This is a genomic window from Alkalihalobacillus sp. FSL W8-0930 (assembly GCA_037965595.1).
In the GTDB taxonomy this organism is placed as follows: domain Bacteria; phylum Bacillota; class Bacilli; order Bacillales; family Bacillaceae_D; genus Alkalicoccobacillus.
Window position 1 is genome coordinate 3,097,813 of the sequence record CP150183.1, and the last position, 20,474, is coordinate 3,118,286.

The 20,474-nt window shown below is 37.1% G+C and carries 18 protein-coding genes; 5 read left to right on the forward strand and 13 right to left on the reverse strand.

Annotation, left to right across the window (positions count from 1 at the left end):
• Positions 1–8: 8 nt before the first annotated feature.
• The 8 genes from NSQ54_16295 to NSQ54_16330 all read right to left on the reverse strand — a co-directional run bounded on the left by NSQ54_16295 (position 9) and on the right by NSQ54_16330 (position 8,964).
• On the reverse strand, positions 9–2,225 hold the full coding sequence (locus NSQ54_16295; protein WYP25864.1) for a bifunctional glycosyltransferase family 2 protein/CDP-glycerol:glycerophosphate glycerophosphotransferase: 2,217 nt from the start codon (positions 2,223–2,225) through the stop codon (positions 9–11).
• 69 nt (positions 2,226–2,294) lie between these two features.
• Complete coding sequence (tagD, locus tag NSQ54_16300) at positions 2,295–2,693, reverse strand: glycerol-3-phosphate cytidylyltransferase (GenBank protein WYP25865.1); 399 nt, start codon at positions 2,691–2,693, stop codon at positions 2,295–2,297.
• A 147-nt stretch (positions 2,694–2,840) separates the two neighbouring features.
• Complete coding sequence (locus NSQ54_16305) at positions 2,841–3,599, reverse strand: CDP-alcohol phosphatidyltransferase family protein (protein ID WYP25866.1); 759 nt, start codon at positions 3,597–3,599, stop codon at positions 2,841–2,843.
• A gap of 34 nt (positions 3,600–3,633) precedes the next feature.
• The gene (locus NSQ54_16310) at positions 3,634–4,806 is read right to left on the reverse strand and encodes a CDP-glycerol glycerophosphotransferase family protein (GenBank protein ID WYP25867.1); all 1,173 of its coding nucleotides are present in this window, start codon (positions 4,804–4,806) and stop codon (positions 3,634–3,636) included.
• A gap of 73 nt (positions 4,807–4,879) precedes the next feature.
• The gene (locus tag NSQ54_16315) at positions 4,880–6,250 is read right to left on the reverse strand and encodes a sugar transferase (protein WYP25868.1); all 1,371 of its coding nucleotides are present in this window, start codon (positions 6,248–6,250) and stop codon (positions 4,880–4,882) included.
• A gap of 119 nt (positions 6,251–6,369) precedes the next feature.
• Positions 6,370–7,092 (reverse strand): ABC transporter ATP-binding protein, encoded by a 723-nt coding sequence (locus NSQ54_16320; GenBank protein WYP25869.1) that lies wholly within the window; start codon positions 7,090–7,092, stop codon positions 6,370–6,372.
• A 1-nt stretch (position 7,093) separates the two neighbouring features.
• Complete coding sequence (locus NSQ54_16325) at positions 7,094–7,873, reverse strand: ABC transporter permease (GenBank protein ID WYP25870.1); 780 nt, start codon at positions 7,871–7,873, stop codon at positions 7,094–7,096.
• 50 nt (positions 7,874–7,923) lie between these two features.
• A complete protein-coding gene (locus tag NSQ54_16330) occupies positions 7,924–8,964 on the reverse strand; it encodes a glycosyltransferase family 2 protein (GenBank protein WYP25871.1) in 1,041 nt (346 codons plus the stop codon).
• Between the two features lie 99 nt (positions 8,965–9,063).
• Between NSQ54_16330 and NSQ54_16335 the strand changes: the two genes are divergently transcribed.
• The 5 genes from NSQ54_16335 to NSQ54_16355 all read left to right on the forward strand — a co-directional run bounded on the left by NSQ54_16335 (position 9,064) and on the right by NSQ54_16355 (position 14,335).
• Positions 9,064–9,846 carry an SGNH/GDSL hydrolase family protein gene (locus NSQ54_16335; GenBank protein ID WYP25872.1) on the forward strand — a complete coding sequence of 261 codons (783 nt, stop codon included), beginning with the start codon at positions 9,064–9,066 and terminating at the stop codon, positions 9,844–9,846.
• Between the two features lie 295 nt (positions 9,847–10,141).
• Entirely contained in the window at positions 10,142–10,528 is a 387-nt protein-coding gene (nrdI, locus tag NSQ54_16340; protein ID WYP25873.1) for a class Ib ribonucleoside-diphosphate reductase assembly flavoprotein NrdI, read from the forward strand.
• Positions 10,488–12,599 carry a class 1b ribonucleoside-diphosphate reductase subunit alpha gene (gene nrdE, locus NSQ54_16345; protein WYP25874.1) on the forward strand — a complete coding sequence of 704 codons (2,112 nt, stop codon included), beginning with the start codon at positions 10,488–10,490 and terminating at the stop codon, positions 12,597–12,599. The genes nrdI and nrdE overlap by 41 nt, the downstream gene beginning before the upstream one ends.
• An 80-nt stretch (positions 12,600–12,679) precedes the next feature.
• Positions 12,680–13,660, forward strand: coding sequence for a class 1b ribonucleoside-diphosphate reductase subunit beta (nrdF, locus tag NSQ54_16350; GenBank protein ID WYP25875.1), 981 nt, complete (start codon positions 12,680–12,682; stop codon positions 13,658–13,660).
• A 54-nt stretch (positions 13,661–13,714) separates the two neighbouring features.
• A complete protein-coding gene (locus NSQ54_16355; protein WYP25876.1) occupies positions 13,715–14,335 on the forward strand; it encodes a hypothetical protein in 621 nt (206 codons plus the stop codon).
• Positions 14,336–14,390: 55 nt separating this feature from the next.
• Here NSQ54_16355 and NSQ54_16360 read toward each other — a convergent pair whose 3' ends face one another.
• From NSQ54_16360 to NSQ54_16380, 5 genes are all read right to left on the reverse strand, one after another.
• Positions 14,391–15,059: a hypothetical protein gene (locus NSQ54_16360; protein WYP25877.1), complete on the reverse strand. Its 669-nt coding sequence runs from the start codon at positions 15,057–15,059 to the stop codon at positions 14,391–14,393.
• Positions 15,060–15,266: 207 nt separating this feature from the next.
• On the reverse strand, positions 15,267–16,400 hold the full coding sequence (locus tag NSQ54_16365) for a M20 family metallopeptidase (GenBank protein WYP25878.1): 1,134 nt from the start codon (positions 16,398–16,400) through the stop codon (positions 15,267–15,269).
• Between the two features lie 294 nt (positions 16,401–16,694).
• Positions 16,695–17,393, reverse strand: a complete 699-nt coding sequence (locus tag NSQ54_16370) for a DUF977 family protein (GenBank protein WYP25879.1) — start codon at positions 17,391–17,393, stop codon at positions 16,695–16,697.
• A 14-nt stretch (positions 17,394–17,407) separates the two neighbouring features.
• Complete coding sequence (locus NSQ54_16375; protein WYP25880.1) at positions 17,408–18,997, reverse strand: sensor histidine kinase; 1,590 nt, start codon at positions 18,995–18,997, stop codon at positions 17,408–17,410.
• A 531-nt stretch (positions 18,998–19,528) separates the two neighbouring features.
• Positions 19,529–20,410 (reverse strand): NYN domain-containing protein, encoded by an 882-nt coding sequence (locus NSQ54_16380; GenBank protein WYP25881.1) that lies wholly within the window; start codon positions 20,408–20,410, stop codon positions 19,529–19,531.
• Between the last annotated feature and the right edge of the window lie 64 nt (positions 20,411–20,474).

The window sequence follows — 20,474 nt, forward strand, 5'->3', positions numbered from 1 at the left end:
AAGGTACCCTAGAGGGTACCTTCTTTGTTGGTTATCACTCGATTTATAATTTTTGAAGAAGCATTACCATCGTCTAAATGACAGAACTTTTCATTAAACTTCGATACCAGCTCTTGATACTGAGTATACACTGGATCAATGTCTTCAATCGTTTGAATGACTTCATCAGAGGTCATTAAAACAGGACCCGGTGCTTCTTTTTCAAAATCAATATAAAATCCACGTAGATCATTACGATACTTGTCCAAGTCATACGTATAGAACAGAATAGGACGGTTTAAGTTAGCATAATCAAAGAATACAGACGAATAATCAGTGATTAAAATATCTGAAACCAAATACAGTTCCGCAATATCGTCATAGTCGGAGAAGTTATAAGCGAACCCTTCCAAGCCTTCAACATTAAGATTATCTGCAATAAGGTAGTGCATTCTTAACACAACTACGTACTCATCGCCAAGTCGTTCCTTCATTTCAAACAGGTCTAGCTTGATATCGAACTTATACTCACCCTTACCATAAAATTCGTCGTCACGCCATGTAGGAGCGTACAACACGACCTTCTTATCAGAAGGTAATCCAATGCGTTCCTTAAGTTTCGCAATCGAGGTTGGGTTGTTAATCTCTTCTTTATAGAAAAGATCGTTTCTTGGATAGCCTACATCCAATACATCTTTATTGAAATGGAAGGCCCTCTTAAAAATCTCTGTAGAATAATCATTTGGAGAAACCAAGTAGTCCCATCTTTGAGCTTCTTCATAGAAATTCTTCTTATAAGTGGAAGTAGATGTACCAGGCATATGAACTTCCTTCATATCAGCTGCTAAACGTTTTAAAGGAGTCCCGTGCCACGTTTGAACGTATACCGTTTCATCACGCTTCTTAATGTACTTAGGAACCCGCGCATTAATGACCCAATGTTTTGAGGTAGCCATGTAGTAATAGTATCGCAAGCTCAGTCGTTTAACTTTCTTACCATTCCCTACAATCTCTTTAGAGGACGGATCATTAAAAGCCCATATACATGTGTAGGAAGGATCCACTCGCTGAAGTTCCTCATAGATTGCTCTTGGGCTACAAGAATAGCTTTTCCCTCCAAAACTTTCAAATACAATATTCTTGTTCTTAATAGGCATCTTTGAGAAGATTTGATTACCAATCTGTTTAAACAATTGCTGCTTACTTTTCGTTTTTACTACACTCTTCCACCCTGCCAATGAATGTCTTCTTTTAATCCAACTTAAGGTTTTAGTATAATCATTCTTAAGATGAGCCTTTAACTGTAACGAGCCAATCTTTCCACTTCTAGATAAATGATCATCCTGCAGCCCTTGTAAACATTCTTTTAGCTCTTCAAAAAAAGGACGAAACTCTTCTTCTCTTTCTAATGCTAACGAAGACACATTCTTAAAGTAATATCTTAGAAAAAGAATGTCTAAATAACGAATATTATTAATTGGGGTTGGTTGTAAAGGTTCTTCTTCTAGTTCCTCGCTTACTCGATTATAATGATCTTTTTTAGCCATTAAAGCTAAGAATTCCTTCAGGTGTTTCTCAGTTGCCTCTAGGCTTAGACTTGGTCTTTCAATAGGATCTATACACTCTCCTCGAATATATAAAGGAAGATTCACATAAACTATGTTATCTACCATTTGTGCTGCACGAAGAAGAAAATCCAAGTCAGCATAATATTGATAACGATCATCAAATAAAAACCCATTATCAATTAAGAAAGAACGTTTCATTAATATACTTGCTACTGACTTACGTGAATATATTTTTGTTCTCTTGTTTCTCTTCCACTTAAATGTTCTCACGTTTAAAGTTTCAATAGGCTTTACACGATGTGATCCCTGTACTCTTAATGCAATCATCGGAGAATCACTTACATTATTCATAACCGAAAGCATAGATAAAGCATCTGGAAGAATATAGTCATCTGCATCTAAGAAGAAAATATAATCTCCCGTAGCCTGTTCTAGTCCTTCATTTCTAGCATGAGCTAACCCTTTATTTCTTTCCAAGAATAAGGTTTTTATTTCATTTTCGTTATCCAAAGTCCTTTTAATGATATCCCTACTCATATCAGTAGATCCGTCATCAACAATTATTAATTCAATATTAGAGTAGGTTTGATTTAATACTGAGTGAATGCACCTGCCAACATAATCCTCTTTATTATAAACTGTTACAATTACACTTATTTTATCGATATTTTGCTTCATATAAATTGTCCCACCTATATCGGTCTTATTTAAAAATAGAGGCTCGCGAAAATTCGCGGGCCTCTCCTATTATCCATTATTGGCCATATAGAGTTCATCTTTAATTTGCGAAGTAGAGATTCCCGTTGTTCTAGGCAGATAAACTACTTCACAATGCTCCTTCAAGAAATCAAATTTACCTTCCCAATCGTCACCCATTACAAAAACATCAATATTGTGATTTTTTACATCTTGAATTTTCTGATCCCATGTTTCCTCAGGAATGACTTCATCAACATAACGAATTGCCTCTAGAATCATTTTACGGTTTTCAAAGCTGTGATACGCTTTTTTATTTTTAATTGCATTGAATTCATCAGTAGATATGGCTACAACTACATAGTCCCCCAAATCTTTTGCTCGTTTCAAAAGATTAATATGTCCCCAGTGTAGTAAATCAAACGTGCCATATGTTAGTACTTTTTTCAATGGTATTCCCCCTAATCTTCAATATTTTTTATCATTTATCAATAAAACTTTAATAATCTTTACAACACCCTAACAGTATAACATAAGGATCTTAATAGAATCATGGCATTTTCTACATAAAGTTACGGAACATTCTATGATTCGTTTTTATTCTTGCTTAAAAGTTCTTACTGTTACAATAGCTCTTAATACAACTTTAATTATTAAAAAGATCAGAAACCCGGTAATTAAATATGGAATAATTGTTATATTCATTATTAGCTCTAAAACAGTAAAAATGACTAATAATAGATAAAAACCAGGCAGACCTAATATAAATCCTGAGAACTCAAATAAGAGTGACTTATTTCTAATTTTTTGTACAGGATCCATTTGTTCATGCTTTGCAAATGTTAAATCATAAGATAATGGCAGTAAAAGCGACATGATAATACAGACAATAATCACATACAAAACAACTGATTGAAAAGTGGTTACTGAGAGTAAACCCGTCTGAATAAGTAAAGTTACTAAAAACGAAAGAAATACGGGTAACGTTGCAGCTCTTATTAACATATCAATAAAGTATCCAAGTTTAGACGTCTTTCGCGTTAATCTTGCTAGTTCCCCGTCTACACAATCAAACAAGTACCCTATGTTGTAGGTTATAAAAGCTAAGATAAAGCTTGTCGTTGTACCGAGAATCATGCATAAACCTGACAATAAAACAAAAAAAACACTCATCCAGCTAACTGTATTTGGTGAAAGGTTCAACTTTTTAAAAAGCAGTGTAATATAGATAGACATACGCCTTAGCACATACCATGACCATAAATCTTCCTTTGGACTATACGGTTGTACCTGACGTCTTACTTCAATAATTTGATCTGAATCAAAGAAAAACGTAGTTAACTTTTCTGATGACAAGGTTACAGCTCCTTCTTAATTAATCATGTACAACTTATTTAAATATAGCTTCAACAGATTCTCTTGCTGCCGAGCCATTATCTAGATAATTGAAACGACTAACAAATGGTTTTAGTGAAGAACTAACTTTCTCCTTTTTTAGTTCCTCAATTATTTGTTGAGTATTCATAACTAATGGTCCAGGAGCTTCTTTTTCCAAATCAAAATAAAAACCTCTAATTCTACCACGATATAATTCAATGTCATACGTAAAGAAAAGCATTGGTCTTTTTAAGATTGCATAATCAAAAAATACAGACGAGTAATCTGTTATTAGTACATCACTAATTAAATATAGCTCAGTGATATCGACCCCTCTTGAATAGTCAAAGACAAAACCACGGTATGACTCTAAATCAAAATGTTCTGCTACAAACGAATGCATGCGAAGAATAATCAGATACTCTTCCCCTAGCTCTTTTTTCATTAAGTCTAAATCAAGCTGAAGTTTGAACTTGTACTTTCCAGGTCCATAATACTCATGATCTCTCCAGGTTGGAGCATACAAGATTACTTTTTTATCTACCGGAACTTTATACTTTAACTTTAATGCTAGTATGTCTGTGGTATTGTTTCTCTTAATTAATTCATCGTTTCGGGGATAACCTTTTTCAATAATTTCCCCATGATAATCAAAAGCCCGCTTAAAGATTTCTGTAGAATATTTATTTGGAGAAAGGAGATAATCCCAATTTTTTGCTTCCTTATGGAACCCAGCAATATATTTTTCTCGGTCCGTCCCAGGCATATGCACTTCCTCCATATCTGCTACTAATCGTTTTAATGGAGTTCCATGCCATGTTTGGATATACGTTGTGTGTTTTGGTTTTGGAAGCCATGAAGGCATTCGACTATTCGTTACCCAATAACCAGCCAGAGCCATTTTGAAAAACCATCTTAAAGATAATCTTTCTACATAAGGGATACCTGCTTCATCAAAAGAAGCCTTACTTTGTTTATTTACACTCCAAAGCAATTCGTACTCTTTTTTATGCTCGTCCATATATTCAAACATTGCTTTCGGATTACAGCTATATTGTTTCCCAGAAAAACTTTCAAACATCACCAATTTTTTTTGCGGGGGGAGTAAAGATACTAAAATGAAGAAGCCCTTAGAAAACTTTCTTGCAATAGATGCCTGCTTTAGACGTTTTATAAATAATTTCATGATGTTCTCCTTTAATCTCCTTTTCAAAAAAGAAACCTCTGTCACATTAAAGTAACAAGAGGTTAAAGGCTCTTTAAAAATCTTCTTGCTTCTTAGCGAATATACCCACTTTTTTTGGCTTTTTAACTTCTCCTTCTGATTTAGCCTTGTTAATGACAACAAGAACCGTTCTAAGAAGGATAATGAAATCTAACCAAATGGAGTAATTTCGAATATAGTGCAAATCAAATTTAAGTTTTTTGTCAACATTCGTTGTATACTTACCCATAACCTGAGCATATCCCGTTATACCTGGTTTCACTGTGTTTCGATAATTAAACCACTTATTGTCTTTCTGGAATTGATCAGCGAAGAAGTCTCTCTCAGGTCTTGGACCTACTAAGGACATATCCCCAACAAGAACGTTAATTAATTGTGGAAGTTCATCAATACGTGTTTTTCGCATAAAACGTCCAATTTTCGTAATGCGATTATCTCCAGATTGAGCTAGCGTTGGGCCAGTTTGTTCTTCAGCATTTTCTACCATTGAACGGAATTTTAAAATGTGAAATTGTTTATGGTCCTTACCAATCCGCTCTTGTTTAAAGAAAATGGATCCACCATCTTCAATTTTAATGACAATTGCAGCTATGAATGAGACTGGTAATGTAGCAACTAAAATCGCTAATGATAACACAATGTCAGTAAGACGTTTCATAGCTAACTGAGCCACAGGAAGAGTAAATGGTTTGACTTGCATCACCATTGTGTCGTCAAGTGTTGTGACTGATGTATTCATCACCAGCAATTCATTGACTGTTGGTACAATATAAACAAGCTTATTGTTTTTCATCGCATGGAAGATAATTCTGTTCTTTTTCTCATCTTCAAGAGAGGAACTTAAGAAGATAAAATCATAATTTAGAAGTTGTGTTTTAAGTTGTTGAACATTTGACTTCATATCATAATACTTAGCTCTTCCATTGTTCGAGAGAAACTGAGAAAGGTTATCTTCCATTTCATGGAACTCGGATTCTGCTCCAATAAACATTAGTTTACCTTTTTTTGAGAGTTGATTATATTTCGTATATAATACCTTCCATGTAAGCATCAATCCAAATGCAAACACATGTGCCAAAATAATAACAAGTCGCGGTAGTGCAAACTCTCGAAACAAGAAAGAAGCAGTCATCGTTAGCAACATAATAAATGTCAAAGACACAGCCAGTTTACGTATAATGTCCCAAATATCATACTGCACGAGTCGGTCTACCTCATATATACAGATAAAAACAACACTAATTAACAAGATCCATGGAATAACGGACATAAAAGCTTCAATATTTCGTGGCGCTGTACTTTCGTATCTCACAGTAAAAGCTAAAACATATGCCATAATTATAATGAAAAGATCTATGCAAATCGTGAACCCTCGAGCAAACTTATTGGGAAAGATATTTAGCATATAAATAACCCCTAGATTCATAGTCTAAGGGTTATTTTAACACAGTATTTACAGAAAGCCTCTTCTTTTTTACAATTTCCATTAAAACTTCACAGTTCTATACATCAGGCTATATTCGCCTACTTAGACTCATATAATTCAATCATTTTGTGAATGTCACCCTCATCTTCTACCTTACCTCGGTTTATGACAACAGCTCGATCACATAATTTTTTTAATGGTCCCATGCTATGCGAAACAATAACAATGGTTTTACCAGCTTTTTTCATTTCAAGCATTTTTTCATTACATTTCTTTTTGAAATCTCTATCACCAACAGCTAGTACCTCATCAATCAGAACAATATCTGTTTCAATGTGTACAGCTATTGAAAAACCTAATCGAGCTTTCATACCTGACGAATAAAACTTAACAGGCGTATGAATGAACTCATCAAGTTCTGCAAAGTCAACAATTATAGGTAGGAGCTTTTCAATTTCTTGCTTTTTCAATCCATAAATTGCACAGTTCAAACGTATATTCTCTAGCCCAGATAAATCTCCGCTTAATCCCGCACTTAATTCAATCAGAGGCATTAAGGATCCATTTACTTTAATTTCACCACTATCAGGTACAATCACACCTGAAATCACTTTAAATAAAGTACTTTTCCCAGCACCATTTTTTCCGATGATGGCGTACCCTTCACCCTTCTTAACGCTAAAGGTTACATCTTCTAGTGCTTGGAATTTATCTATTGTTTTTTCTCTTTTAAACAGAGAAATTAATTGTCCCTTTATCGTTTTTTCAGAAGGTTTACGAAAAGCTTTTTTTATATGATTCACTTCAATTGCATTACTCACCTTACATCACCTCTCCAATCTTACGACTCATCACTTTAAAGAAAGCCCAGCCTGCAAAAAAGAGGGTAAATGAAACAATAATTGTATAAGCAATCATTCCAAAAGTTGGCGTAAGCTCTCCCCCATGAAAGATCCATCGGTAAATTGTCAATATTGTAACCATTGGATTCAACTGGAACAGTATGAAATATCCGCCTAATTGTTCCTTAACTTGTAGGAGTGGATACATGACTGCAGATAAATACATCCATCCACGCATAAGTAATCCTACAATAAACTCAACATCTCGGAAGTAAACATTAATACATGAAAAAAGAAATACAATTCCTAGCAAAAGAACTGTTTGTAATAAAATCACAAATGGGAGTACAGCTAAACCTATTAAAGGAATAGATCCATTAATATAAAGTGAATATGCTGCTACTAACAACAAGGAAATAAGTAAATTCACAAGACTCGACGCTGTTACAGTGATAGGAAACAGTTCTCTAGGAAAATAAATTTTCTTAATTAATGAGCCATTCGCTGTAAGACTCTTTGTTCCTCTTGATACTGAATGTTGTGTGTACATAAAAGGAATTAAACCCGAAACTAAAAAAAGAGTATAATTTTCAATTGAAACTCTTGCAATAACCATAAAAACTAAAGTAAAAATCAACATCAGGCCTAATGGTTCTAGTAGTGTCCAGAAATAACCGAAAAATGTATTGCGATACCTAATACGCAGTTCCTTATGCACAAGAAAATATAAAAGTTCTTTATATCGAAAAATTTCTCTCATTAAATCTCAACCTAACTTAGTTTGGAGTTTTTACATACAATGTTATATCATCAATTAAACCTTTTGTCACTTTCCTGCTGGCTTTTCTGATTGATTACCCAATATTCCTTTTTAAAATGGGCTGAAAAACTCCCAAAGCCTCTAAAAAAGTGAAGACAAAAAAATGTGAAGATACCCGGCACAAAATACTTTATTCCATTTTTTTTGGCTAACTCGATCATAGATAAAGCTGCTGCAAACAGATATAGAAGGATCATACTCATAAAACACCATCTAGCTACCGGGTGAAGTATAGCCGCAATCGTGACTAAAACTCCGAATGAGAATGCATACAAAGGTGCTTTATGACGCCGTCTTAAACTTCCCGGACTTACACGGTTAGCCATAATATTCCACACACCATCACCTAAAGATTTTTTTATCAAACCACTAAGAGATGGTCTTACATAATAGGTTGATTGAATAGACGTAGATAGATAAAATTGTCCGCCTTTGTCTTTCATACGTTTATGAAATTCAATATCTTCATTTCGTTTCAGATGCTCATTAAAGTAACCTACTGTCTCAAATACCTCTTTTTTATAGGCTCCATAAGGCACAGTATCAACAAAGCCTTCCCATACGTCTTTTGTCGTACGGAATTTGGAATTGCCAACTCCAAAGCGATGGGAATAAACGTATTGATTGATCTCCCCTTGGAATCCTTCCCCTTTTGATACGATAATTCCACCTACACAATCCACTTCTGGTTTTCTATTAATTAAGTGTATATAGTTCTCGAGAAAATCGTCAGGTACTAATGTATGACCATCTACTCTTAGGATGTAATCTCCTCTAGAGGCTTTAATTCCTAAATTCCAGCCAGGTGGTAATGTTTTCTGCGGGTTCGATATGACCCTTATAAAGTCTTTATTCTTTTTTAGTATGGGTTCTATTACTTCTAGCGTTTTATCCTCTGATTGGCCATCTACAATAATAATCTCATATTGATTCCTGTTTAAGGTCTGATTAATCAGCTTTGTCAATAACTCTTTGATATAATTTTCTTCGTTTCTAGTAACGACTAGAACTGAGATCGTAACATTAGACAAAATCCCTACACCTTCTTTTCTAAAACAATCGCTTTTTAAAACCTTTCTTTAATAGAACGTTAGTTATATAATAAATTAGATCTTTATACTCAGAAAGGAATGTTCATCCTGAAAAATTTAGCATTTGTTTTAACAATTATTTTGTCAATTGGAATTATCGCTTTCGGATACATATCTTATCAAAACAAACTTAATGATTTAGCAACTAATGCCGAAACAGACGTTACTAATAATACCACAAATTCATCAAATGAAATAATAGAGTCAGAAGAAAATCACTCGTTCGGTGGAATACTTGGTGACACGTATGAAAATGTTGATACAAACGAACTCAACATTGTTTTCTTTGGTTCCAGTGCTCTTGAATCTGTTCTAGATGATCCAGCAGATGCTGATATCTGGCCTGATCTTTTAGTTCAAGCCATTGAAAGTAAGAACCATCCAGTCACATATAATATTATTAATGTAGAGAAGCAGTCGACTTTAGATATCTTAAATTCTTCTGACATTGATTTACTTGTTGAATCTAATCCTGATATTGTTTTCTTAGAGTCATTAACTTTAAATGATAATGGTTTACTTCTTATTGAAGAATCTGAGGATAATTTGAATTTACTCTTAACTCAATTAAATGAAGAATTACCTAATAGTAAAATTATTTTATACCCATCTAATCCACTCTTGAACCCGGTACAATATTTATCACAAATCCAGTCTTTAAATCAGTTTGCTGAAGAAAATTCTATTTTATACGCTAATCACTGGGGAACTTTTCCAGAAGTCACAGACCCTCAAATAGAAGAATACTCTAAGAGTGGTATCCTTAGCGAAAAAGGTCATCAGGAGTTAGCCAAATTTATGGAAGAGTTCCTAACTAAGTAATAATCAATCGTATAGATGTCGTTAAATTTAGCTATGAATTTTAGATTCATGGCTTTTTTTGTTGTATACTGTCTCAATTTTTCAAGCTACAAAATGTCCTATAATCCTCCTCCCAAAAGTTTATATTTTTCGACAAAAAGACTTGTCCACATGACAACAACCGACTGTGACGGCTTTTTCGTTCATTTATACACAGGTTGTGTATAATATCTATATATTGTTTTTTTGATGTTTATCTTATACTATATGTGGTATAGTTCTTTAAAGATTGATTGGAAAAGGAACGTGATATGAGATGCAAATCATATACGATTCAAAGACTGGTAATGTGAAACGGTTCGCGGATAAACTTTCTTTTCGGGACAAGCAACCATTACATCAAGATACACACATAGATGAGCCCTTCATCCTCATTACGTATACGACTGGCTTTGGTAATGTGCCAGAGAGTACAGAGGCGTTTCTAGCAAAGAATGCAGACTTCTTGGTAGGTGTTGCAGCAAGCGGGAATCGGATATGGGGGGCCAATTTTGCGAAAAGTGCAGATACAATTTCTGCACGGTACAACATTCCTGTGTTCAGGAAATTTGAGTTAAGCGGCACGTCATCAGACGTAGAAGGATTTACACAGGAGGTCAATCATGCTACTACAAAAACAAAACAGCATTCCACGTTGGGTTGAGTTAAACAACCAAATTATGATTCGCAAGGAAGGGCAATTCCAGTTTGATAAGGACTTAGAGGCTGTACATAGCTATTTTGTTGATTATATCAATCAAAATACAGTCTTTTTCCATGATCTTGAGGAAAAGATTAAGTATCTTGTTGAGAATGACTACTACGAGGCACACATCATTGAGATGTACACAATGGAAGAGATTAAGGAAGTGTATCAGCTTGCTTATGATAAGAAGTTCCGTTTCCCTTCTTTTATGAGTGCATTTAAGTTCTACAATGACTATGCATTAAAAACAAATGATAAGAAGAAGATTCTTGAGCGCTACGAAGACCGCATTTCGATCGTAGCTTTGTTTTTTGCTAAAGGTGATGTGGCCAAAGCGAAGCAATATGTTGAGACAATGATTAATCAAGAATACCAGCCAAGTACGCCTTCATTCTTAAATGCGGGTCGTAAGCGTCGTGGAGAGCTTGTTAGTTGTTTCCTTCTGGAAGTAAATGATTCGTTAAATGATATTTCAAAAGCCATAGATATTTCGATGCAGCTATCTAAGCTAGGTGGCGGTGTGTCTCTGAACCTTTCTAAGCTTCGTGCGAAGGGTGAGGCTATTAAAGATGTTGAGAATGCAACCAAGGGTGTTGTCGGTGTGATGAAGCTTCTTGATAACGCGTTTCGTTATGCCGATCAAATGGGACAGCGACAAGGATCTGGAGCTGCTTATTTAAATGTGTTCCACAGTGATATTAATGATTTCCTTGACACTCGTAAAATCTCCGCGGATGAAGACGTTCGCGTAAAGACTTTATCAATCGGTGTGGTTATTCCTGATAAGTTCGTTGAGCTTGCACGTGAGGACAAGGATGCGTATGTATTCTATCCACACACGATCTACAAGGAATATGGCACTCACATGGACGAGATGGATATGAATGAAATGTACGATCAGCTTGTAGATAACCCGCGCGTTCGTAAGGATAAGATGAACCCACGTCGTTTGTTACAGAAGCTTGCTATCCTTCGTTCTGAGTCAGGCTATCCTTATATTATGTTTGCTGACAATGTGAACAACGCCCATGCAAACAATCATATTAGTAAGGTAAAGTTCTCTAATCTTTGCTCTGAGGTTCTTCAAGCCTCTCAAGTATCAACATATGGTGATTACAATGAAGAGGACGAGATTGGTTTAGATATCTCTTGCAACCTTGGATCCATTAACATCATGAATGTGATGAAAAATAAATCTCTTGAGCAAACTGTAGCCATTGCTACGGATTCTCTAACTCACGTATCTGAAACAACAAACATTCCAAATGCTCCAGCTGTCCTGCGTGCAAATCATGCCATGCGTTCAATTGGACTTGGGGCAATGAACCTTCATGGTTATCTTGCTCAGAATCAAATTGCTTATGAAAGTGAAGAAGCTCGTGATTTTGCGAACACGTTCTTTATGATGATGAACTTCTACTCGATCAAGCGTTCAAATGAGATTGCAAAAGCAACTGGACAAACGTATCATCAGTTTGAGGGATCTACGTATGCTGACGGAAGCTACTTCACTAAGTATCTTGAGAACGACTATTCTCCACAATTCGAGAAGATTGCTACATTATTTGAAGGTATGCATGTTCCAACAAAAGAAGATTGGGCACAGCTTGCAGAGCGTGTAAAGACAGATGGTCTGTATCACAGCTATCGCTTATGTATCGCTCCAACTGGTTCAATTTCTTACGTACAATCTAGTACGGCATCCGTTATGCCAATTATGGAGCGTATGGAGGAGCGTACGTACGGTAACAGTAAAACGTACTACCCGATGCCAGGACTTGCCCCTTCAAACTGGTTCTTCTATAAAGAAGCCTATGATATGGACATGTTCAAGGTAGTCGATATGATTTCAACCATTCAAGAGCACGTTGACCAAGGAATTAGCTTTACCCTATTCCTGAAGGACACCATGACAACTCGTGATTTGAATCGCATCGACTTGTATGCTCACCACAAAGGGATCAAAACGATCTACTATGCAAGAACAAAAGACACTGGCCAAGAAGGCTGCCTATCGTGTGTCGTATAAAATAGAAGCAAATATCCATCAAAGAGGTGGCTCGGTCACCTCTTTTGTTATGTAAAAAGAAATAAAGGAGATACACAATCATGAGCAGAGTATTTGATGCAGCAAACTGGTCGAAGCATGAGGACGACTTTACACAAATGTTCTATAACCAAAACGTAAAGCAGTTCTGGCTTCCTGAGGAAGTCGCGTTAAACGGAGACCTTTTAACGTGGAAGTATCTTGAGGAAACTGAAAAAGATGCGTACATGAAAGTTCTAGCAGGGTTAACCTTGCTTGATACGGAGCAAGGGAACACAGGCATGCCGATTATTGCCGATCATGTTGAAGGTCACCAGCGTAAAGCGGTTCTTAACTTCATGGCAATGATGGAGAATGCGGTGCACGCAAAGTCATACAGTAACATCTTTATGACTCTAGCTCCTACTGAGACGATTAATGAAGTATTTGATTGGGTGAAAGATAATCGTTTCCTTCAGAAAAAAGCAAACATGATTGTTGAAATCTATGAAAACATTCAAGCAAATGATGAGATCTCTCTATATAAAGGGATGGTTGCTTCTGTTTATCTTGAGAGCTTCCTTTTCTATAGTGGATTCTACTATCCTCTTTACTTCTATGGACAAGGGAAATTGATGCAAAGTGGTGAGATCATTAACCTGATCTTACGTGATGAAGCGATTCACGGCGTGTACATTGGTTTACTTGCTCAAGAAATCTACAACAAGCAAACGCCTGAAGTACAGCTTGAGTTACAAGGGTACGCACATGAGCTTCTAAAATCACTTTATGACAACGAGCTAGCTTACACAGAAGATATCTACGATCAAGTTGGACTTTCGTATGATGTGAAAAAGTTCATTCGTTACAATGCAAATAAAGCGCTAATGAACTTAGGCTTTGATGCGTATTTTGAAGAAGAAGAAATCAATCCAATTATCCTAAATGGTTTAGATACAAAAACAAAGTCTCACGATTTCTTCTCGATGAAGGGGAACGGCTACAAGAAAGCAACGGTTGAACCTGTCCGTGATGACGATTTTATGTTTGATACGCAAAAGTAGGCGTTACGCCTTTTTTGCGTCTTACTTTTGTGGATTCAGGAAGGAAGAGTACAGATGGGAAAAATGGACGAGCAAATCCTAGTTGCCCCCAGGGAATCCGTCTTCAATTCTGAGACGTTAACATTCCAAGGGTTAACTGGTGAGAAAACAACAACAGATGCAATCATGAAGCAAATCAAAGAAACCTATAAAGAAATGCGCCGTGGTGACGCGGAGGAAGATCCTAGCTTTAAGCAGCCGATCCCTTATGTCGTCATTCGCCGCGGAGACGAGTTCTTTGCATATGAACGCTTAGCTGGTGGCGGTGAATCTCGCCTGCACAATAAGCTTTCACTCGGGTTTGGTGGTCACATGAACCATATTGAAGCAGATAGCTTTGATGACGTACTGCGAATCAATACAGACCGTGAATTAGATGAAGAGCTTGAGTTAGCTGAGGACGATAAGGTTTCGATTGAAACGATTGGCTTAATTAACGACGATGAATCTGAAGTTGGTCGTGTGCATATTGGAATCCTTTCCGTTTTAGATGTGAAGGATACAGCACAAGTTAGCGTAAAAGAAACCGATCAAATTGCAGGGCACTGGATGAACCTTGAGCAATTAGCGGATGAAGATCAATATGGTCGTATGGAGACATGGTCTCAGTTTGTCGTTGATTTGTTGAAGAAATAAAAAACAAAAGGATCAGATCCCATACTCGGGATCTGATCCTTTTGCTAACTGAATGTTATCTTTTAGGCGCTCTGTATCCAGCACTCTCAGCTTCCGATTCTGAACAAAAATATTGTACTACATTTGTTGTCCGATCATAGTAAGTGCTCCCAGGTACATGGTAAATGCCGCTTTCACTTCCTTTAATATCACAACTTGCAGATTCATCTGAAGGACTCTGACTCTTCTCACTTTTTTCGGTGTTACTAGTTTCTTGAGCGGATGCCTTTGCATCTTTAATCTCAGCTTCCTTCGATTGAATCTCTTTGTTGAGGGTCTCCTTTTCACTTTCAAGCGTTGAAATTTGAGAAACAAGTTCTTTCTTTTCTTCTACTACATTTTCTTTTTCACTTTCTAGGTCCTTGTTTTTGAGTGCTAAGGCTTCAATTTCCTCTTCATACTCCTGAATTTTATCTTCTAATTCTTCGATCGAAGTTTGATTAGCAATCTCTTCCTCAAGCACTTTATATCTCTCTTCTGATTCGTTTACTTTCTCTTTTAGTTCATCGTTCTCTACTCTTAATTCAGTGATTTGTTCATCCTGTTCATCTGTTAAGGTTTGAAGTTCCTCTAAGTTTGGTCCGGCTGATACATTTTGAACTTCTCCACATCCACTCAGCACCATAACTAAAAGTAATGCCGCTAATACAGATTTCCACTTCAGAATTACTTTAGATCCGTTCATTATTATTACGCCCTCATCTCTATGTAATATTTTCTAACAAACACTTATCTATCATAGGGTGTGGGTTGGAAAATGAATATAGATTCGACAAAAGTTGTCATAATTTTCTATATTTATAGTATGAAGTGGTTACTCATAAAACAAAAAAAAGCAAACTACCAGTATTGATAGTTCGCTTCTTACAAGCTGAGTTCTATTAGTCTATTTTTAATTCGCCAATCTCTTCAACACTTCCGCCAACAGCTCAGTCCTCTCGACCAACGTCTCAATCTCCAAGTACTCTCCCTCGTTGTGCTGATTTCCGCCTTTTGGTCCAAGTCCATCAATGGTTGCAATGCCCATCGCTGATGTGAAGGAAGCATCTGAGCCTCCACCGGTTGAGATGTCTGTAATCTCTAGGCCGATTTTTGCACCTACTTCTTTAATCGTCTCAAGCAGCTCGATGGTCTGAGTGTTTTTCTCCATAGGAGGTCGTGTAATTCCGCCCTCTAAGTGAATAGATGTTCCCTCAATATCTGGAATGGAGCAGATTTCTTCGATCTTCTTTGCGAGGGGTTCCGCTTGCTCCATTTTTGTGATACGTATGTCGATCTCAGCTGTAGCTTTAGGGGCGACAGTATTAACAGATGATCCCCCGTTTATAAGACCCACGTTCACACTAATACCATTCTCATGATCAGAGAGCGCGTGAAGCTTGATGACTTTGTGAGAAAGCTCTTCGATTGCACTCCGGCCTTTTTCAGGCTCAATTCCAGAGTGTGCTGCTCGACCACTGACTTCCATTTTATAAAGTCCGCCCCCACGTCGTGATGAGACGAGTGAGCCGTCTGTTCTTGCGGGTTCCATGACTAGAGCGTATTGCATTCCACTTGCATGCTTTTCAATGACTGCTCTTCCAACTGGCGCGCCAATCTCTTCGTCACTTGTAAATAGAACTTTGACTGATTTCAACGCATCGGCATGATCCTGTAGCAAGGCTTTTACCGCAAATAAAGTAGTAACATGACTTCCTTTCATATCAATGACACCTGGCCCGTAGGCGATATTCTCTTTTATTGTAAATGGTCTTTCACCCGCTGTCCCTTTTCCAAAAACGGTATCCATATGTAAAACAAGGAGCGTCGTAGGGTCTGTTGCTTCTTTATGAGTAACGATTAGTTGGTTTCCGAATTCTTTTTCTTCATTCACTTGAGTATCAAAATCTAGTTCGTCAAACTCCTGTTGCAAGATTCGGACGATTTCATCGACACCTTGTTTATTATAGGAGCCACTATCAACGTTCACTAGCTTTTCTAACAGCTCCAGCATGGCTGATTCTTCAGATTGTAGATATTTTTTCACTGTTACCACTCCTATCTATTCTTCTATCATTCTAACATAATAAAAAGAATAGAAAAAAGCTGCCTTACGATCGACCAGTCTCTGTAGACTCATCATTCGTAAGACAGCTTCACTACTTAGAAAAAGCTCAGCGTAATCTTAATCCAACCAACAATTGCAACCCATAACGGCAAACTAAGTAAAGTCCCCCAGAAGACACCTTCAAAGAAATTTCCTTCATGCTCCATCACGACTCCCCCTTTTATAAGGAGTTTAGACAATTATATGCAGCTCTATTCAAATTAGTATAGAAGTTTACGTAGGCTTGTACAGTTTCTCTGGTCTTCCTACCACACCATATGTCACATCACTTTTTGCATCTCCTCGTTCGACTAATGAGGCCAAATACCGTCGTGCTGTGGATCGACTTACACCAAACGCATCTACAACTAGTTCGGTTGTCGCTTCCCCACGTGATTGAATAAAGGTCAATATTTTGTGATAGGTGATTTGATCAATTCCTTTTGCAAAAGGAACTTGGGTATAGTCTTCTTGTTCACTACCAAGAAAGAGCTGATCAATGTTTTTTTGATCTAATTTCTTCTGTTCACTTGCCCAGTGTGTAACGGTGGATCTAAACTGCTTGTAGCGAGTAAGCATCTCTTTAAAGCGCTTGAACATAACAGGCTTTGTTAAATAATCAAAGACACCATATCTTAATGTCTCAACGATCATCTGAACATCTTGTTCTGCGCTAATCATAATGACATCTACTTCCGGATATTCTAATTTAAGTGTAGGTAAAAGCTCTACCCCATTTATATCTGGAAGGTAAATATCTAGAATAACCAGCTGTGGTTCATAGACTTCTAGCAGCGTTTCTATTTCTTCTTTGGAAGTAGCAACACCAACAACACGAAAGTCTCCCACCTTTTCAACGAATCGCTTATTAATTTCTGCTACCTTCAGATCATCTTCAATGATTAATACATCAATTTCTTGAGTATGTTCCATAGGTAAGACTCCTTTCATCCTACATTCTTTTCTAGAGGAATAATGACTTTAATCGTTGTGATTGCGTCACACTTTGATTCAGCAGTTAGCGTTCCGTTTAATTCTCTCACCATTGATTGAACAATCCGCATTCCGTATCCGTGTTTGCCTTCTGTCTTAGAAGAGTATCCAGTCTGAATAATGGATTCAAGAGTGTGCTCACCAAAGCCAGTCCCCCAGTCACTCACTAAGACAACCATTAAATCTTCTTTATACGTAAAAGATACACGGACTTTCTTTTGAAGAGCTTTGGGTTTTAGAACCGAATCGATTGCATTATCGATGACATTACCGAGCAATGTAAGTAATGGGTGGCGTTGTTTTGGGCCCAGTTGAATCGGCTTAGGCGGGAGATCAACGGTCCACTCAATTCCTTTTTCTTCAGCCTGATGCTGTTTTCCGATCAGTAACGCTTGAAGCCAGGCATCACTCTTATTCGCTTTTAATCCACTCAATTTAATTTTGTGAGAGTGCGCTTCCTCATTTATATAATCTATGGCCTCTTGATAGGATTCAAGCTGCAGGAGCCCAGATAACACGTGAAGCTTGTTCGAAAACTCGTGTGTTTGTGCCCTTAATGCATCTGCATAGGCTTCCGTTTGACTTAGTTGTTCGGTTAATTCCAGAAACTCTGACGTATCGCGCAAGCCGAAGACTGTACCCATCCATTCACCTGTTGCATTTTTCATTGGCACTTTCTGAACAACAATTCCTTTCGCAATGGAGATGGCTTCGTGATCTCTCATTGTATCGTCACTTTGAGCTAGCAACTCCGCTAAAACATGAGATTGCATAAGATTTGATAAAGAATGTTCTACATAGGTTTTTGTTGGATCAAGACCCATCAGCTTCTTTGCTCGGCCATTCATTAACGTGATCTCGTTCTTCTCATTGATGGCTACTAACCCCTCGCCAACCGATTCAACGATTGCTTGTTTCTCTTCATAGAGGCGACCGATTTCTTGAGGTTCCATTCCGAGCGTAGCACGCTTTAAACCTTTTGTTATGGCAAATGTACCGAGTGCGCCTAGCCCCAATGTTCCAATTCCTACAAATAAAATAACTCGTTCATAGGCAAGTGCCGTTGTGTTAATACTTTCAGCTAAAAAGCCAACAGATACAAAACCAGTTATTTCTCCGTCAATAAAAACCGGTGCCTTCCCGCGAATAGATAATCCTAAAGAGCCTTCTGCCTTTGAAATAATGGAACGACCTTCAGTTAAAACAGGTTCGTTGTCTCCTCCAACTGCTGGTTTTCCAATTCTGGAGGGGTCGGGATGGTAATACCGTATGCCTTCTTCATTAGCGATTGTTATAAATTCTGCTTCACTTACTTCATAAATGTCATTTACCGTTTGATACATTGCTTCCGCCGGGTTATCCGCTTGAAACGCATCCAGAACTGTTTGATGAATGGCGACGGTTTCAGCCAAGTCTAGCGCTCGTTGCCCTATTTCTTTTTCCAGTGCCTCTTCAATCATTTTCTGAGAGGAAAAACCTAATATACATATAATAATAAGAATAAATGAAAAGATTAATAGCATTAATTTTGTTTGAAAGCGCATAACTAAAACCTCTTTCAGCGACTGAATCATTATGTAATAGTATACCATTCATTAACACATAGCTGGATACATCAAAAAGGAGAGCCCCAAAAGGGACTCTCCTTAAACCTGCTGACGTTACTTCGTCAGACCGCACATGTGCAGGTGGTTCTTCATGCTGCGACGTCTCGCAACAGGGGTAAACCTCGTACAATCAACGTTCACTGAACCACCTCCTTTCGATTGATTTAAGTATACTAATGCTTGTCCTATTTGTAAAGACTTATTTTTCTGAATATTTACATTGTATTCATGTTAAAAAAATGGTTTAAACCGTTCGTAACTTGGGAACTATAGTAATAAGATCAATCGAGGGAACTAATCTCCGACTTGATTAAAGAAAATAAAAAAAGACAAGGTATGTCCCTGTCTTTGTAACGTATGAGTTTAACGTACTAAATGTTAACGAATGCGTTGTAACGAATCATTTACCTCTAACCCTATAATATGAAAATATAGGGCCGAAGTCAACTATTTATTCGTGTTGTTCTATCATTTTCTGACAGAAACAGATTCCACAAGGGGCGTAACCATGTTACGGCCTTTTTCTGTTAGAGCTAAGCTAGGCTTGACTTCTCCGGTTGTTAAGTCCTTATTAATTGTACCGATTAACTTACGGACTTTTAACAAATCGATCAGCTCACTAGCGGAATTTGCCGGAATGGAGAATTTAAGAGAGTATTGATTCCGAAGCCATGGTGCTCCAAGATATAAGTCACTGTCCCCATATTTTTTCTCCCACTCATCAATAAATTGGAGTGACTGATCTACGTATGCATCTAATTCATATTCTTGTTCTTCTAATTTAAGAAATGTTCCTAAATCCTCACTATGATGCGAGTAATTTGTAATATCAGTATGTTTAGGTGCTGCCTCAGATAAATAAAAGAGTTCTACTCGTTTTCCTTTGTACATAAGTCTACTCATAATAGGAACCATATCACTGTCTGCGGTGACAAATACATAGCATGAGATGCTCTCATCCTTAAAGGTACTTTCAATGGCATCAATACAAAGCTCAATGTCAGATGAATTCTTCCTAGAGTCTCCATCTTTATCGTTAGAATAAACATGTTTAATTTGAATACGTTGTTTTTGTAAGTCTGTTAAACTTGAACGAATTCGTTGAAAGTCGGCATATGCGCGAAATGTACGGACGCGGTCCTGGCCGTACCGTTCCCAGAGACATTGAAACAGGTTTTTACTTTTCTCTTCGTGATTTGGATTGTGGTTATAGCGATTCATTAAAGTCCAGTATACATTGTCATAATCGACGAAGATCGCTACATTATCATCTGGTAAGTGTGCATCGTAATTAGAATGTAGTAATGCATCTAGTTTTTTAATAAATTGTTCGTTGGGTTGATCTTTCATTGTTGGTGGTGCTCCCTTCTTGTTCTAGTAACAAGGATTCTGATTTTATAGAGTTATTTCCTGT